The 13,117-nt window shown below is 64.5% G+C and carries 14 protein-coding genes; 13 read left to right on the forward strand and 1 reads right to left on the reverse strand.

The annotated features are described in order from the left end of the window. Nucleotides 1-177 precede the first annotated feature (177 nt). The 13 genes from ACS5Q1_RS25005 to ACS5Q1_RS25065 all read left to right on the forward strand — a co-directional run bounded on the left by ACS5Q1_RS25005 (nucleotide 178) and on the right by ACS5Q1_RS25065 (nucleotide 12,645). On the forward strand, nucleotides 178-483 hold the full coding sequence (locus ACS5Q1_RS25005) for a DUF485 domain-containing protein (protein WP_473100714.1): 306 nt from the start codon (nucleotides 178-180) through the stop codon (nucleotides 481-483). Next, the gene (locus tag ACS5Q1_RS25010) at nucleotides 483-2,177 is read left to right on the forward strand and encodes a cation acetate symporter (RefSeq protein WP_473100715.1); all 1,695 of its coding nucleotides are present in this window, start codon (nucleotides 483-485) and stop codon (nucleotides 2,175-2,177) included. Before ACS5Q1_RS25005 ends, ACS5Q1_RS25010 begins: the two co-directional genes overlap by 1 nt. 69 nt (nucleotides 2,178-2,246) lie before the next feature. Beyond that, nucleotides 2,247-4,061, forward strand: a complete 1,815-nt coding sequence (locus tag ACS5Q1_RS25015) for a DUF294 nucleotidyltransferase-like domain-containing protein (RefSeq protein ID WP_473100716.1) — start codon at nucleotides 2,247-2,249, stop codon at nucleotides 4,059-4,061. After that, nucleotides 4,062-4,730 carry a 3'-5' exonuclease gene (locus ACS5Q1_RS25020; protein WP_473100717.1) on the forward strand — a complete coding sequence of 223 codons (669 nt, stop codon included), beginning with the start codon at nucleotides 4,062-4,064 and terminating at the stop codon, nucleotides 4,728-4,730. Nucleotides 4,731-5,112: 382 nt separating this feature from the next. Beyond that, complete coding sequence (locus tag ACS5Q1_RS25025) at nucleotides 5,113-5,376, forward strand: hypothetical protein (protein WP_203447879.1); 264 nt, start codon at nucleotides 5,113-5,115, stop codon at nucleotides 5,374-5,376. 166 nt (nucleotides 5,377-5,542) lie between these two features. Then, nucleotides 5,543-6,124: an Hsp20/alpha crystallin family protein gene (locus ACS5Q1_RS25030; protein WP_473100718.1), complete on the forward strand. Its 582-nt coding sequence runs from the start codon at nucleotides 5,543-5,545 to the stop codon at nucleotides 6,122-6,124. 146 nt (nucleotides 6,125-6,270) lie between these two features. Next, complete coding sequence (locus ACS5Q1_RS25035; protein ID WP_473100719.1) at nucleotides 6,271-7,344, forward strand: NAD(P)-dependent alcohol dehydrogenase; 1,074 nt, start codon at nucleotides 6,271-6,273, stop codon at nucleotides 7,342-7,344. A 126-nt stretch (nucleotides 7,345-7,470) separates the two neighbouring features. Then, on the forward strand, nucleotides 7,471-8,304 hold the full coding sequence (locus ACS5Q1_RS25040) for a universal stress protein (protein ID WP_473100720.1): 834 nt from the start codon (nucleotides 7,471-7,473) through the stop codon (nucleotides 8,302-8,304). A 27-nt stretch (nucleotides 8,305-8,331) separates the two neighbouring features. Continuing rightward, entirely contained in the window at nucleotides 8,332-10,929 is a 2,598-nt protein-coding gene (locus tag ACS5Q1_RS25045) for a cation-translocating P-type ATPase (protein WP_473100721.1), read from the forward strand. Next, on the forward strand, nucleotides 10,926-11,138 hold the full coding sequence (locus ACS5Q1_RS25050) for a hypothetical protein (protein WP_473100722.1): 213 nt from the start codon (nucleotides 10,926-10,928) through the stop codon (nucleotides 11,136-11,138). Before ACS5Q1_RS25045 ends, ACS5Q1_RS25050 begins: the two co-directional genes overlap by 4 nt. A 38-nt stretch (nucleotides 11,139-11,176) precedes the next feature. Continuing rightward, complete coding sequence (locus ACS5Q1_RS25055) at nucleotides 11,177-11,728, forward strand: VIT1/CCC1 transporter family protein (protein WP_473100723.1); 552 nt, start codon at nucleotides 11,177-11,179, stop codon at nucleotides 11,726-11,728. A 195-nt stretch (nucleotides 11,729-11,923) separates the two neighbouring features. Next, nucleotides 11,924-12,328 carry a hypothetical protein gene (locus tag ACS5Q1_RS25060; RefSeq protein WP_473100724.1) on the forward strand — a complete coding sequence of 135 codons (405 nt, stop codon included), beginning with the start codon at nucleotides 11,924-11,926 and terminating at the stop codon, nucleotides 12,326-12,328. Next, the gene (locus tag ACS5Q1_RS25065) at nucleotides 12,328-12,645 is read left to right on the forward strand and encodes a c-type cytochrome (RefSeq protein WP_473100762.1); all 318 of its coding nucleotides are present in this window, start codon (nucleotides 12,328-12,330) and stop codon (nucleotides 12,643-12,645) included. Before ACS5Q1_RS25060 ends, ACS5Q1_RS25065 begins: the two co-directional genes overlap by 1 nt. An 11-nt stretch (nucleotides 12,646-12,656) precedes the next feature. On the opposite strand, the gene ACS5Q1_RS25070 is transcribed toward ACS5Q1_RS25065, so the two are convergent. Further along, a complete protein-coding gene (locus tag ACS5Q1_RS25070) occupies nucleotides 12,657-13,094 on the reverse strand; it encodes a universal stress protein (protein WP_473100725.1) in 438 nt (145 codons plus the stop codon). Between the last annotated feature and the right edge of the window lie 23 nt (nucleotides 13,095-13,117).

Genomic DNA, 13,117 nt, shown 5'->3' on the forward strand with positions numbered 1-13,117 from the left:
CGAGCCTGCCCAAGACCCGCTCCGGCAAGATCATGCGCCGCATCCTGCGCAAGATCGCCGAGGACGAGTTCGGCTCGCTCGGCGACACCTCGACGCTGGCCGACCCCGCCGTCGTCGACGATCTCATCACCAACCGCCAGAACAGAACTCATTGATCGCGTTTGGAGGGCTCTCGCCATGGCCGCACAAGACTACAACCAAGTCCTTCGTAGCCCACAGTTTCAGGAACTCGTCCGCCAGCGGACGAGGTTCGCCTGGACCCTCTCCATCGTGATGCTCGTCATCTACTTCGGTTTCATCCTCCTCGTGGCCTTCGCCAAGCCCCTCCTCGCCACAAAAGTCGGCGACGGCGTGACCTCGTTGGGGATCATCCTCGGACTGGGCGTCATCCTCTCCGCATTCGTTCTGACCGGCATCTACGTCCAACGCGCCAACAGCCGCTTTGACGAACTGACCCGTCACCTCACGAGGGAGATCATGTGATGTCCCGGCTGATCATTCTTGCGACCGCAATCCTTATCGCACTCGACGCCAGTTTCTCTGGCGTGTTGGCCGCAGGACCGGATCTCGGCGCCGTGCAAAGGCAGCCGCTGAACTGGACGGCCATCATCATGTTCCTGGTCTTCGTGCTCGGTACGCTCGGGATCACCTATCGGGCCGCGGCCCAGACCAAGTCGGCTGCCGACTTCTATGCCGCGGGAGGTGGCATCACCGGCTTCCAGAACGGCTTGGCCATTGCAGGCGACTACATGTCAGCGGCATCCTTCCTGGGCATCTCCGGCCTTGTCTTCGCCAGCGGCTTCGACGGTCTGATTTACTCCATCGGGTTCCTGGTCGGATGGCCGATCGTCCTCTTCCTGATCGCAGAGCGTCTGAGGAACCTTGGAAAGTTCACGTTCTCGGACGTGGCGTCATTCCGCCTCGACCAGACGCAGATCCGCATTCTCTCCGCAGTCGGGACGCTTGTCGTCGTCGCCTTCTATCTCATCGCGCAGATGGTCGGTGCCGGCAAGCTCATCGAGCTGCTCTTCGGCCTGAACTATCTGTACGCGGTCGTGATCGTCGGCGTGCTGATGATCGTGTATGTGGCGTTCGGCGGCATGAAGGCCACGACCTGGGTTCAGATCATCAAGGCGTGCCTCCTCCTGGCCGGAGCCACCCTGATGTCCCTGATCGTCCTGTGGCGGTTCGGCTTCAGTCCCGAAGCCATGTTCGCCGAGGCCGTGAAGACTCACCCGAAGGGTGACGCCATCATGGCGCCTGGCGCCCTCGTGGCTGATCCGATCTCGGCCATTTCGCTCGGGCTCGCGCTGATGTTCGGGACTGCCGGACTGCCTCACATCCTGATGCGGTTCTTCACGGTGTCGGATGCCCAGGCGGCCCGCAAGTCGGTCTTCTACGCCACCGGCTTCATTGCCTATTTCTACATTCTGACCTTCATCATCGGGTTCGGCGCGATCACGTTCCTGATGAACGACCCGAGCTTCTTCAAGCTCGGCGCGGGTGGAGCCTATGACAAGGTCAAGGACATCATCGGCGGGACCAACATGGCCGCGGTCCATCTCGCAACCGCAACGGGTGGCTCGCTCTTTCTCGGCTTCATCTCGGCGGTCGCCTTCGCGACGATCCTCGCCGTGGTCGCCGGCCTTACTCTCGCGGGCGCGTCGGCCGTAAGCCATGACCTCTATGCGGAGGTCATCGCACGCGGCAAGCTATCCGAGCAGAAGGAGGTCAACATCTCGAAGATCTCGGCCATCGGGATCGGTGTTGTGGCGATCATCCTGGGCTACATTTTCGAGAACCAGAACGTGGCCTTTATGGTCGGCTTGGCCTTTGCGGTTGCGGCGAGCTGCAACTTCCCGGTTCTGCTTATGTCGGTGCTCTGGAAGGGCACGACGACCCGGGGTGCCCTGATCGGTGGCCTGCTCGGCCTCGTCAGCGCGGTCATCATGGTGGTGCTGAGCAAGGCCGTCTGGGTGCAAACTTTTGGCTTTGCACGGGAACTCTTCCCCTATGACAACCCGGCCATCTTCTCGATGCCGATCGCCTTCCTCGGGATCTGGGCCTTCTCCAGGTTCGACGCGAGCCAGCGTGCCAAGGCTGAGGTCGCCGCATTCGACGCCCAGTACATCCGATCGGAAACCGGCATTGGAGCTGCGGCGGCTCACGTCCATTGATCTGCACAGTAAATGTCGCCTCCCGGTGCGCCGGAAGGCGACAGCTCGTCACCGAGGCGGAATGGACCCATGCAGGGCTTTGACACTACCAACCCGCCCTTCGACCGCCTGACACATCTGGAGATCGAAGAACTGAGGGCTGGGCTCGATATCGGATATTTCAGCCCCGAAGAGGTGATCGTGGGTCACGGAGGCTCCTCTGATTGGCTGCATGTCATTATCAAGGGATCCGTGGAGGTCCGAGACGGCGGCACGGTCCAGACCGTGCTCGGGCCGAAGGACAGCTTCGACTCCCGCGCCCTGGTGCACGGAGCCGCGGGCGAGAATTTCGTGGCGGCCGAAGAGACGCTCTGTCATCTCATCCCGCGCCGCGTCGTTCTCGACCTGATCCACCGCAACGCCGCCTTTGCGGCGTTCTTTTATGCCGACGTATCCCGCAAGCTCGACGCGTTTGCCCGGCAACGGAAAGCAGAGGGCATGGACAGCGTCCTGCGCGCGCGGGTGCGCGACGTCCGGTACCGTGCCGCCGTATACGTCGACGGAGGGATCAGCATCGAGCAGGCCGGCCATTGCATGAGAGACAACGACATCAATGCCCTCTTCGTGCGGGATGGTCAACGCATCGGCGTCGTGACCGGCATGAACCTGTCGAAAGCAGTCGTTCTGCTTCGGCGTCCGCTCGAGGCCCCGGTGCGGGAGGCCTGCCACTTCGATGTCGTCTCGGTCGATCTCGACGACTTCGTGTTCGAGGCGCTGCTGCTGATGACGAAGCACGACAAGCGGCGCCTCGCGATCCGCTCAAACGATGACTATGTGGGATTCCTGGAGGACATCGATATCCTCGGCCTGTTCGCGGGCAATTCCCAACTGATCCCGGGGCGGATTGACCGCGCCCGGAGCATCGATGATCTGGCCGCTGCCGCCCAGGACATCGAGGCGCAGGTCGAGCGCCTTCACCGGCAGGGGGTGAAGGTCGACGTGATCGCCGAGATGACGTCCGACCTGAACCGGCGGCTGTTCAAGCGCGTTTTCGAGATGTCAGCTCCCCCGACGATCCGTGAGGCCGGCTGCCTGTTGCTGATGGGATCAGAAGGGCGCGGCGAACAGACCGTCCGAACCGACCAGGACAATGCCATCCTTCTGGACAGGGATGTTCCGGTGTCGGATCTCGCCCGCTTCCGGGAGGCATTTTCGGGGGCGCTGGACCGGTTCGGGTTTCCCCCTTGTCCCGGGAATGTCATGGTTCGCAATCCGGTCTGGTCGCAGTCCCTGGACGACTTCATCCGCCAACTCAAGGCGTGGGTTCTCCGCGGTGATGCCGAGGCTTTGATGAATATCGCCATCTTCCTCGATGCCGAGGCCGTGGCGGGCCCGGCGGACATCCTCACCCGAGCAAAGGAGGCACTGTTCGCACTCATGCGCGGCGAGGCCGCTCTCCTGGCGCGGTTCGCGTCCCTGATCGAGACCTTCGCGACCCCCAACCTGGGCGTTCTCAGCACCATCATGGCAACCGTCGGCGCCGGTCCAGACGAGATCAACATCAAGAAGGCCGGAACGTTTCCGATCGTACATGGCGTGCGCACGCTCGCGATCGACAAGGGCATCCTCGAGACGCCGACGGCAGCCCGGATCGAGGCCCTCGTCAGGGCAGGTTCCCTGGAGCCAACGTTCGGACGGGAACTGACCAGCGCCCTGCAAGTCTTCATGGAGTTTCGGCTCCGATCCCAGCTCCTTGCGCTGCACAAGGGGGAACTTGGGTCGGAGGCCATGCTGCGCCTGGATGGGATTACCACCGTGGAGCGGGACATCCTGCGGGATGCCCTCCGGGTGGTTCGCCAGTTCCGCGAGTTGATCCGTAGCCGCTACAATCTCGGGGCATTCTGAATGCGGCGCTGGCTGCGCAATCTCTTCTATCGCGCGACGCTGGCGGACCATGCCTACCGATTCCTGTTCGAGCCCGGACCGGCGGACGAGGTCCTGGTTCTGGATTGCGAGACAACCGGGCTCAACCCGCGGATCGACGAGGTGATTGCCGTCGCGGCCATCGTGATCCACGGCAACCGCATCATGACGAGCGAGGCCTACAAGGCGATCATCAAGGCCGACAGGCTTCCGACCTCCGCCTCTATCAAGGTGCACCAGCTCCGGGCGCGTGATGTGGCAGAAGGCCGGCCTGTGCACGAGGTTCTCCCCGAGTTGCTCCGCTTCATCGGCGGGCGTCCCATCGTCGGCTACTACGTGGATTTCGATGTCCGCATGCTCGACAAGCATGTTCTCCGGTACATCGAGGCGAAGCTTCCCAATCGCCGCATCGAAGTGTCGGAGATCTATTACGCCCTCAAGTACGGCGGTGCCCCACCCGGGACGGTGCTTGATCTCCGGTTCCAGTCGATCCTGGCGGACCTGGGCATTCCAAGCCTCGGGCAACACGACGCCTTCAACGATGCCCTCATGACGGCCATGATGTACGTGCAGCTCAGGGACATGCGTCAGCGAGGCGCCCGCATCGGGCGCGAGCGCGTCGTTCAGCAGGAGGCTCCGATCGGTGCTTGAGTTCAGCCCATGGAGCAAGATCGCGGTCTGGGCCATGAGGCTGGCATGTTGCCCGTCTCATCCGGGCAGTTCCTAGTGGTCGTTGGTGTCCGGTCGAAAGGCCTGGCTCCTCGTCCCTGGTGACGGAACTCGGGTCGACGCCGGATGTCCGGCAAAGGAACAGTGCGCCGGAACCGCTCGCGTGATGCGTCGGTCAGGATCGTGAAGCCCATCCCCTTGGGGGCGGTGGGACTCGTGCTCCCGATCAGCGGAGCATCATGCGGTCTCTCCGTAAAAATACGGAGTTTCTCTTTGCTCCCCATCAAAGGTACTGTCCTGAGACGCCGTAAACTTCTTGGATAAACGTGACTCCAAATGATGACGAACAATCATGGAGGGGAACATGTCCAATTGCGCCAGCCATCAGTACCGGATGTACTCGTCCAGCCTTGACCTGATGATGAAAGAGGTCGCGCGGACGCTTGGCAACATCGATTTCGAGCATCAAGTCGAGTTGGAGAAAATCGAGAGAAGCGCCAGCACCAAGGAGCTCAAGCAATACATCAGGGAAAGACTCAGGGCCGCCCACCTTGAGAGGCGTCAGCCCTACGTCGCCCTGTTGAACCAGCTCTGGATGCAGCAACGCGGTCAGTCCTTCGCGGCCTGAACGCGCCGGTGCGCAGGCTGGTTCCGGTGCCGCGAGGTCCCATGCCTCGTCAGGTTACGACAGCCCGCCTCCACACCGCCCGTCCCGAGTTGTCGAGTCGTAGCATCCTTCCGCGGCGGGACGAACGCACCGCCCGGATCCCGCAACGAACGAGGAGGAACGCACAATGGCACGCAATCCCCTGACACCCTCCCGCTCCGGCTTTGGTCTGCTGGCCAGTAGCGATCCCTTCCTCTCGCTTCATCGCGAGATGAACCGCCTGTTCGATGATGTCTTTCGCGGCACTGGCCTGCCCGCCTCGACCGGCGGCCAGGGCGATGTCGGCGCCTTCGTCAATGCCAGCATGAACGTGTCGGAGACCGACAGCGAAATCCGCATCACGGCGGAACTGCCCGGCGTGACCGAGCAGGACATCGACGTGAGCCTCGATGACGACGTGCTCACGATCCGGGGCGAGAAGAGGTTCGAGCGCAAGGACGACAAGGAGAATTTCCACTTCGTCGAGCGCTCCTACGGCACGTTCCAGCGCTCGCTGCGACTGCCCTACGCCGTCGAGTCCGAGCAGATCCGGGCCAGCTTCGAGAACGGGGTCCTGACCGTGACCGTACCGAAGACGGAACGGCAGGAGCGCTCCCGGCGCATCCAGGTTCAAGGACGGGGCGCGACGGGTCAGGGCGCCACTGGCGGAAGCGGGGAGCAGCAGGCAACTGGCACATCGCCGCGATCGGACGACACAAGATCCGGCTGAGGATCGACCAGCGTGATCGGGACCCTGTATCCGTGAAGCAAGGTCAGTGATCAGCCATTCCAGTCCAAAGCCACATCAGGCCGAGGATGGCGCCCGTGGCGCTGCCGCGCGGAATGATGAACCGAGATCAGTCTTGAGGGATGGCCATGTCCAGGATGAAAGTTGCCGTCTTCGTCGAGCCCGGGCGCATTGCCCTCGATGAGAAGCCGATCTCGGATGTCGGTCCGCTCGATGCGCTCGTCCGCATCACCACCACCACGATCTGCGGCACGGACGTGCACATCCTCAAGGGCGAGTATCCGGTGGCCCGGGGACTGACCATCGGGCACGAGCCCGTCGGCGTGATCGAGAAGCTCGGCTCGGCCGTGCAGGGCTACCGCGAGGGTCAGCGGGTGATTGCCGGCGCGATCACGCCGAGCGGGCACAGCGAGGCCTGCCTGTGCGGCTGCCATTCCCAGGACGGGGCCGGCACCAGGCACGGCTGGAAGCCGCTGGGCGGCTGGAAGTTCGGCAACACCATCGATGGCTGCCAGGCCGAATATGTGCGGGTGCCCGATGCCATGGCGAACCTTGCCTCCGTGCCGGACGGACTGACCGACGAACAGGTGCTGATGTGTCCGGACATCATGTCGACCGGCTTCTCCGGGGCGGAGAGTGGCCGCATCCGCATCGGCGACACGGTGGCGGTGTTCGCACAAGGTCCCATCGGCCTGTGCGCCACGGCCGGCGCGCGACTGATGGGCGCGACCACGATCATCGCGGTCGAGAGCGTGCCCGAGCGCATGGAGATGGCGCGCCGGATGGGCGCGGACCACGTGATTGATTTTACGAAGGCTGATCCGGTCGAGGAGATCAGGCACCTAACTGATGGACGAGGCGTCGACGTTTCCATCGAGGCACTCGGCCGACAGGATACCTTCGAGGCCTCGCTGCGCGTGCTCCGGCCCGGCGGCACCCTGTCGTCGCTCGGCGTCTATTCGGGCAATCTCACGATCCCGCTCGACGGTTTCCTGGCAGGCCTGGGCGACCACACCATCCGGACAACACTCTGCCCGGGCGGCAAGGAGCGCATGCGGCGGCTGATGGAGGTGATCGCTTCAGGACGCGTCGACACGCGTCCCCTGGTGACGCATCGCTTCAAGCTCGACCAGATCGAGGAGGCGTACGATCTGTTCGCCCACCAGCGCGACGGCGTGCTGAAGGTGGCGATCACGCCATGATTGTTGCGCGTTCGCGCTGAGCGTTGCGCTGGATCAAAGCCTCAGCCCGATCTCGTCGCTAGAAATGGTCGAGATTGATGGCTTGGCGACTTCTCTTCTCGCCGGGTCAGGTCAAGGGAGAGAGCGATGATCAAGGACATCATGGTGCATCTCGATGGAAGTCCCGAAGACGAGATCCGATTGGGGTATGGGCAGGCCCTCGCGTCGGCCGGGCGGGCCTATCTGATCGGGCTCTTCACCAACCAGCTTCCTGATCTCACGGTCGCCATGCCCATGGATGGCGGCGCGGCTGCGATGCAGGTTCTGACCGAGCTCCAGGACCAGGCTCTCAAAGACGGTGATGTCACGGCCAAGCGGCTGATGGAGCGATTGGCCAGCCTACAGGTTCCGAGCGAGCTGCGCCGGTTCGACGAGACGTTCGGTGCGTTGACCGGAAAGGTGGTGGAACAGGCCCGCTGTGCCGATCTCTTCATCGCCACGCGGCCCTATGGTGAGGCCAAGATAGCGGTTTGGCCGGATCTGGTGGAGGCGGTGCTCTTCGGCAGCGGGCGCGCCTTGCTGCTCGTGCCGCCCGGTCGCCACCGGCAGGGGCCGATCCAGACCGTGTTGGTCGCTTGGAACGGCAGCCGCGAGGCGGCCCGCGCCCTGCGCGAAGGGCTGGAGTTCATCGAGCCGGCAGCCCGAACGGTCGTCCTGGTCGTGGATCCTCTGCCGGATATGAAGCCCGGGCTGGAGGTGAAGGCGCATCTCGCCCACCATGATGTGGTGGCGGAACTCGTCACCGCCGAGAGCCAGGATCGTCCCATCGCCGACGTCCTCCTCGAGGAGGCGCGCCGCATCTCCGCAGATCTCGTCGTCATGGGAGCCTACGGCCACACCCGCCTGAGAGAGCAGGTGTTCGGCGGCGCGACGCGGGACATGCTCACCGCCTCGGAAAGCCCGATCCTCATGGCCCATTGAGGCAGATCCTGCCAACCGAGGGCAGACATGCTCGTGCAGGCACAGGCGGCATCGAACGACAATGAGACAGGCGTTGCGGTCGGCATGCCTGCAAGCCTGATCGGTCTCGACGAGGCCGAGGCGCAGCGTCGCCTCGCGCAGCATGGGCCCAATGCCGTCGCGGGGAAGCGCTCCGGTGGCCTGATCGACATCGTCCGCGGGATCCTGCGCGAGCCGATGTTCCTGCTCCTGCTTGCCGCGGCGGGACTCTACCTGGTGCTCGGCGACATCGGGGAAGGCCTGTTCATGACGGCCGGCGCCGTCGTGACGATTGGCCTGGTGGTGCTGCAAGAGGCCAGGAGCGAGCGGGCCCTGGCGGCTCTGCGCGAGCTGGCCGAGCCCTTCGCCCGGGTGATCCGCGGCGGGACCGAGCGGCGTATCCCGGTGCGCGATCTCGTGCCGGGCGATCTCGTCCTTGTCGGCGAGGGGGAGCGCCTGCCGGCCGATGGTCTCTTGATCGGAGGCGACGCGCTGACGGTCGACGAGTCCGCACTCACCGGCGAGTCTGCCCCGGTGTCCAAGTGTATGGCCGCGGTCGATCAGGACGACGCTGGCGATCCCGAGCCGGGAGGAGACGACACGCCGTTCCTGTTTGCCGGAACCATGAACGTTCGGGGACAGGGCGTCCTTCACGTTACACGCACCGGCGCGAGGACCCGGCTGGGACGCATCGGCGTCTCCCTGGCTGCCATCGAGGATGAGCCGACGCTGCTGCAACGGACGACCGGCGCGCTCATCGCCAAACTCGGGATCCTCGCGCTCGTATTCTGCGCGGTCGTCGCCGTGGCGTACGGCATGCTGCGGAGTGACTGGATCGGCGGCGCGCTGTCTGGCCTCACGCTGGCCATTGCACTGCTGCCGGAAGAGTTCCCGATGGTGCTGGCGATCTTCATGGCGCTCGGGGCCTTCCGCCTCGCCCGGCACAGGGTGCTGGTGCGCCGCGCCGCGGTGATCGAGACCCTCGGTGCGGCTACCTTCCTCTGCGTCGACAAGACCGGCACGCTGACCGAGAACCGGATGGCTCTCACCACGATTTGGCGGGGCGGCAGAATTCAGGATCTCGGTGACGGTGGTAGGCTGCCAGGGGCGTTCGCGCAGACGCTTCATGTGGCCGCATCGGCCTCGGCCCTTCGCCCTGTCGATCCGATGGACCGCGCCGTTCACGCATCAGGTGAGTGGCTGCTGCCCGAGTCGGTCGGGGAAGCGACCCCGCTGCGGACCTATCCGCTCCGTCCCGGGCTGCTGGCGTTCATCCAGGTTTGGCCGGATCCTATGGGCGGTATCCTGTATGCCGCAAAAGGAGCGCCGGAGGCTATTTTCCGTCTCTGCCGCATGAGCGATGACGAACGTGCCGCGATGGACACCGCAGTCGCGGGGCTGGCGAGCCGCGGCTTGCGGGTGCTGGGCGTGGCATCGGCTCGCGATGACACGGACCGCGCGGCGGCTCCCGAGGATCTGGGGTTCCGGTTCGAGGGCCTGATCGGGTTTGAGGATCCGGTGCGGCCCGATGTTCCTCAGGCCGTCGCCGAGGCGAAGCGGGCCGGGATCACCGTTGCGATGATCACCGGCGATTATCCCGCCACCGCCGTGGAGATCGCCCGCCAGGCCGGCATCGACACGAGCGCCGGCGTGCTCACCGGCAAGGAAATGGCCGAATTCGATCCGGGGACCTTGCGCGAGCAGTTGCGGCGGATCCGGGTCTTTGCCCGCATCATGCCGGAGCAGAAGCTTGCGCTGGTCGAGGCGCTGAAGGCCAATGGTGAGGTCGTTGCCATGACCGGGGACGGCGTCAACGACGCGCCGGCGCTCGAAGCCGCCCATATCGGCATCGCCATGGGCCAGCGCGGCACGGATGTCGCGCGGGAGGCGGCGGACCTCGTGCTGCTCGACGACCGGTTCGTCTCGATCATCGGCGGCGTGCGGCTCGGGCGGCGCATCTTCGCGAACCTGCGCAAGGCGCTCACCTACGTCACGGCGATCCATGTTCCCATCGCCGGATTAGCCCTGCTGCCCCTCGTCATGGGCCTGCCGCCGATCCTGTACCCGATGCACGTGATCCTGCTGGAACTGGTGATCGATCCGGTCTGCTCCCTCGTCTTCGAAGGGGAGCCTAGCGAGCGGCATGCGATGAAGAAGCCCCCTCGCTCGGCCGACGAGCCGCTCGTCGGCACCTCCCAGATCGTGCTCGGGATCGTCCAGGGGGCGGTCGTTCTCGGGGCCGTCCTCGGGCTTTATGTGTGGGCTTTGAATTCGGGCCTTCCGGAGGCGCAGGCGCGGGCTTCGGCGTTTGTCGCCCTGGTGTTCGGCAACCTCGTCCTCGCCTTCGCCGATGCAGCGGAGCCAGGAACCTCCTTCTTCGACAGCAGGAGGTTTGCCTTCTGGGGGATCGGGGCCGGGGCCGCCGTCATCATCGCCTCGGTCATTTACGTTCCACCGCTGGCCGCCATCCTCCGTCTCTCGCCTCTAGACCTGTGGTTGTTGGCGACAGCCCTGATCATCGCGGTCCTGGCCGGCGGATGGTTCGGGTTGGCCAAGTGGCTCCGGGCAATATGGGCGCCGCACAACGGGAAACGGACCACGAGATGACGCGCATCGCCATCGTCCAGGGCCATCCCACGCCCGGCGGCGGGACATTCTTTCTGCCCTGGTCCGACATCGGAACGGGCCTCCTCTCCCTTCTCGCCGGAGTCGGGACGCTGGTGCGGCAGGCGTGGGCGGTTTGGCTTGTGGACGTGATCGCGCAGGCGATCATGGTCGCCGCCTGTCGGGACGCCTTGGAGGGATTCCGCCCCTGAACGTCAGTCATCCACCCTCGAACCTCCTCGGATCGGTCATGTCCGGCAAAGATCCCCCGCAAGCCGCCCGCCCGGCCCCCCACGGTGCATTGTATCTCCTGGTCGGCAAGTACCTTCCCGACCTCATCTACGGCGCCAATGACGGGATCATCACGACCCTGGCAGTGGTGTCCGGCGTGACCGGAGCAGCGCTGTCGTTCACGGTCATCCTCATCCTCGGGTTTGCCAACCTCGTGGCGGACGGCTTCTCCATGGGCGCCAGCAACGTCCTGTCACGCCGCTCGGACGTGAACAATGGCGCGATCCCGACGCTGGCCGCGGCGACCGGCCATGGCCTCGCGACTTTTCTCGGCTTCGTCGTCGCAGGCCTCGTTCCGCTTCTCGCCTACCTGCTGCCCTGGTTCGAGGGAGAGCGGTTCGCGGCGGCAACGGCACTGGCCTTCGTGGCGCTGTTCGCGGTCGGGGCCAGCCGCGCCTTCTTCACCGGACGCGGCTGGATCGTGTCGGGGCTGGAGATGCTGCTCGTGGGAGCGCTGGCGGCGGGCGTGGCTTATGGCGTAGGTGCCCTGGGAGCCAACCTCATCGACTGACTGATGGCCCCCGCCGTCAACCCGCCCAACAGGCCGAAGCGCGGCCTCAAGGAGCAGCAGGGCATACCTCGGCTCGGATTTCCGATTCGCGTTCAGTTCCTGGTTGATCGGGATCAAGGTGCCGGAGCGAGTTTTCCCTAAGCTTTGACACAATGGCGTGCCCTTTTCGAGGCGCGCCGTGAATGGGAGGACCCCATGCTCCAGCACATCACGCTCCATCTGGCTCGCAGCAAGCAGTTTCCGGAAGGAAGTTCGCGATACGGCTACGAGATCACCGCGCCGCTCGACGCGGAAGGGCATCTTGATCAGGACGAATGGGGTGCGAAGCGGGATCACTGCCGGGTCCGCCGCTTCTGGGCCGAAGAGGGCAAGCGTCAGGGCGTTCTGGTCCATCGGCCGGGCGGGGCTGGGGGTGCGATCTGGATGATCGACTACAACCAGGATCGGCCCGGTGACGAGGAGGCGGGCTATCACCTGCATCAGCATCGTTTTGCCGAGGGCGAATACGTCACCATCGAGGACGAGGACGGGAAGCCGTATACGTTCCTGGTCGTTGCGGTGACACGGGCGGAGCCCAGCGCCGCAGGAGGGCATCGATGATGAGGCCGCTCACGCTCCTCTGCCTTGTCTTCGCATGCGCTTCGACAACCGCCGTCGCTCAATCCGGGCGGGCACAGCGCGGGTTCACGTTCGCGCAGACGAACTGCTCCCCGTGTCACGCCATCAGTCGTGTCGGCGAAAGCCCCATTCCCGAGGCGCCACCCTTCCGGACCCTGCACACGCGCTATCCCATTGAGGACCTCGCGGAGGCCTTCGCGGAAGGGATCACGACGGGCCATCCGTCCATGCCTCAGTTCCAGCTCGATCCGGCTCAGATCAACGACCTGCTCGCGTATCTGAATTTTATCCAAGACTAGAGCCCGTCTTCCTACCGCACAACCAAGACGGGGATCTTCGAGTGTGCGAGCACTTTCATGGTCTCGCTACCCAAAAGCAGCGCTGAGACACCGCCGCGCCCATGCGATGCCATGACGATGACGTCACAGGATTGGTTTTCCGCCGTGCGGATGATCGCTCGGTAGGGTGCATCGTCTTCCATGTGAAGAGTCCGAGCTTCGATACCGAGGGTGTGCGCGATCTCCGAAGCTTCCGCAAGGGCGCGATCAGCCTGCCTTTGCATGTGCTCCCGGAACGAAGCCGGCGTTTCCTCAAGCTGATCGGACTCTATCGCAAAGAGGTGGAAGCGCTCAGTCACGGTCAGCAGCAGGACTGTCGCCCCGAGAGCCTTCGCCAGTTTGGTTCCGTGTTCGACAGCCCGAGCCGCAAGGGCTGAGCCGTCCGTGGCAATTAGAATGTTCCTGAACATGCGGGCCTCCTTCCGTGACGCTC

The sequence above is a fragment of the Microvirga sp. GN3 genome, from assembly GCF_055792825.1.

What these genes read in the sequence shown, in the direction of transcription:
- ACS5Q1_RS25065 (WP_473100762.1), top strand. Translation starts at nt 12,328, where the DNA reads ATGAGGCCGCTCACGCTCCTCTGCCTTGTCTTCGCATGCGCTTCGACA.
- ACS5Q1_RS25045 (WP_473100721.1), top strand. Translation starts at nt 8,332, where the DNA reads ATGCTCGTGCAGGCACAGGCGGCATCGAACGACAATGAGACAGGCGTT.
- ACS5Q1_RS25015 (WP_473100716.1), top strand. Translation starts at nt 2,247, where the DNA reads ATGCAGGGCTTTGACACTACCAACCCGCCCTTCGACCGCCTGACACAT.
- ACS5Q1_RS25010 (WP_473100715.1), top strand. Translation starts at nt 483, where the DNA reads ATGTCCCGGCTGATCATTCTTGCGACCGCAATCCTTATCGCACTCGAC.
- ACS5Q1_RS25025 (WP_203447879.1), top strand. Translation starts at nt 5,113, where the DNA reads ATGTCCAATTGCGCCAGCCATCAGTACCGGATGTACTCGTCCAGCCTT.
- ACS5Q1_RS25070 (WP_473100725.1), bottom strand. Translation starts at nt 13,094, where the DNA reads ATGTTCAGGAACATTCTAATTGCCACGGACGGCTCAGCCCTTGCGGCT.
- ACS5Q1_RS25005 (WP_473100714.1), top strand. Translation starts at nt 178, where the DNA reads ATGGCCGCACAAGACTACAACCAAGTCCTTCGTAGCCCACAGTTTCAG.
- ACS5Q1_RS25050 (WP_473100722.1), top strand. Translation starts at nt 10,926, where the DNA reads ATGACGCGCATCGCCATCGTCCAGGGCCATCCCACGCCCGGCGGCGGG.
- ACS5Q1_RS25035 (WP_473100719.1), top strand. Translation starts at nt 6,271, where the DNA reads ATGTCCAGGATGAAAGTTGCCGTCTTCGTCGAGCCCGGGCGCATTGCC.
- ACS5Q1_RS25020 (WP_473100717.1), top strand. Translation starts at nt 4,062, where the DNA reads ATGCGGCGCTGGCTGCGCAATCTCTTCTATCGCGCGACGCTGGCGGAC.
- ACS5Q1_RS25060 (WP_473100724.1), top strand. Translation starts at nt 11,924, where the DNA reads ATGCTCCAGCACATCACGCTCCATCTGGCTCGCAGCAAGCAGTTTCCG.
- ACS5Q1_RS25030 (WP_473100718.1), top strand. Translation starts at nt 5,543, where the DNA reads ATGGCACGCAATCCCCTGACACCCTCCCGCTCCGGCTTTGGTCTGCTG.
- ACS5Q1_RS25040 (WP_473100720.1), top strand. Translation starts at nt 7,471, where the DNA reads ATGATCAAGGACATCATGGTGCATCTCGATGGAAGTCCCGAAGACGAG.
- ACS5Q1_RS25055 (WP_473100723.1), top strand. Translation starts at nt 11,177, where the DNA reads ATGTCCGGCAAAGATCCCCCGCAAGCCGCCCGCCCGGCCCCCCACGGT.